We start from the raw sequence: 622 nt of genomic DNA, 5'->3' as shown, positions 1-622 counted from the left end.
CCGCCAGCAGCCTGCAGCAAACCGCCTCGTCCATGGAGCAAATCGCCGGCACCGTCAAACACTCCGCCGACGCCGCCCGCCAGGCCAACCAGCTCGCCGCAGGAGCCTCCAGCGTCGCCCAGCGCGGCGGCGCCGTCGTCTCCCAGGTGGTCTCCACCATGGACGAGATCAACGCCAGCTCCAAGAAAATCGCCGACATCATCGGCGTCATCGACGGCATTGCCTTCCAGACCAACATCCTGGCCCTGAACGCCGCCGTGGAGGCCGCCCGCGCCGGCGAGCAAGGCCGCGGCTTTGCCGTCGTCGCCGGCGAGGTGCGCAGCCTCGCCCAGCGCAGCGCCCAGGCCGCCAAAGAAATCAAAAGCCTCATCGGCGCGTCCGTCGAAAAAGTCGAGTCCGGCTCCAAACTCGTCCAAGACGCCGGCTCCACCATGGACGAGATCGTCGCCTCGGTGCGCCGCGTCAGCGACATCATCGGCGAAATCACCGCCGCAGCCTCCGAGCAAAACGACGGCATCGGCCAGATCAACGCAGCCGTCGGCCAGCTCGACCAGATGACCCAGCAAAACGCCGCCCTGGTCGAGCAGTCCGCCGCCGCCGCCGAGTCCCTGCGCGAACAGGC

Annotated in this window: 1 protein-coding gene; it reads left to right on the top strand. The window is 68.3% G+C overall.

The annotated features are described in order from the left end of the window. The coding region (locus tag AC1ECW_RS16270) for a methyl-accepting chemotaxis protein (RefSeq protein WP_481202301.1) at positions 1–622 on the top strand (622 nt) is incomplete at both ends.

Source organism: Caldimonas hydrothermalis (assembly GCF_056746695.1).
This window is presented reverse-complemented; position numbering and strand designations above follow the sequence as displayed.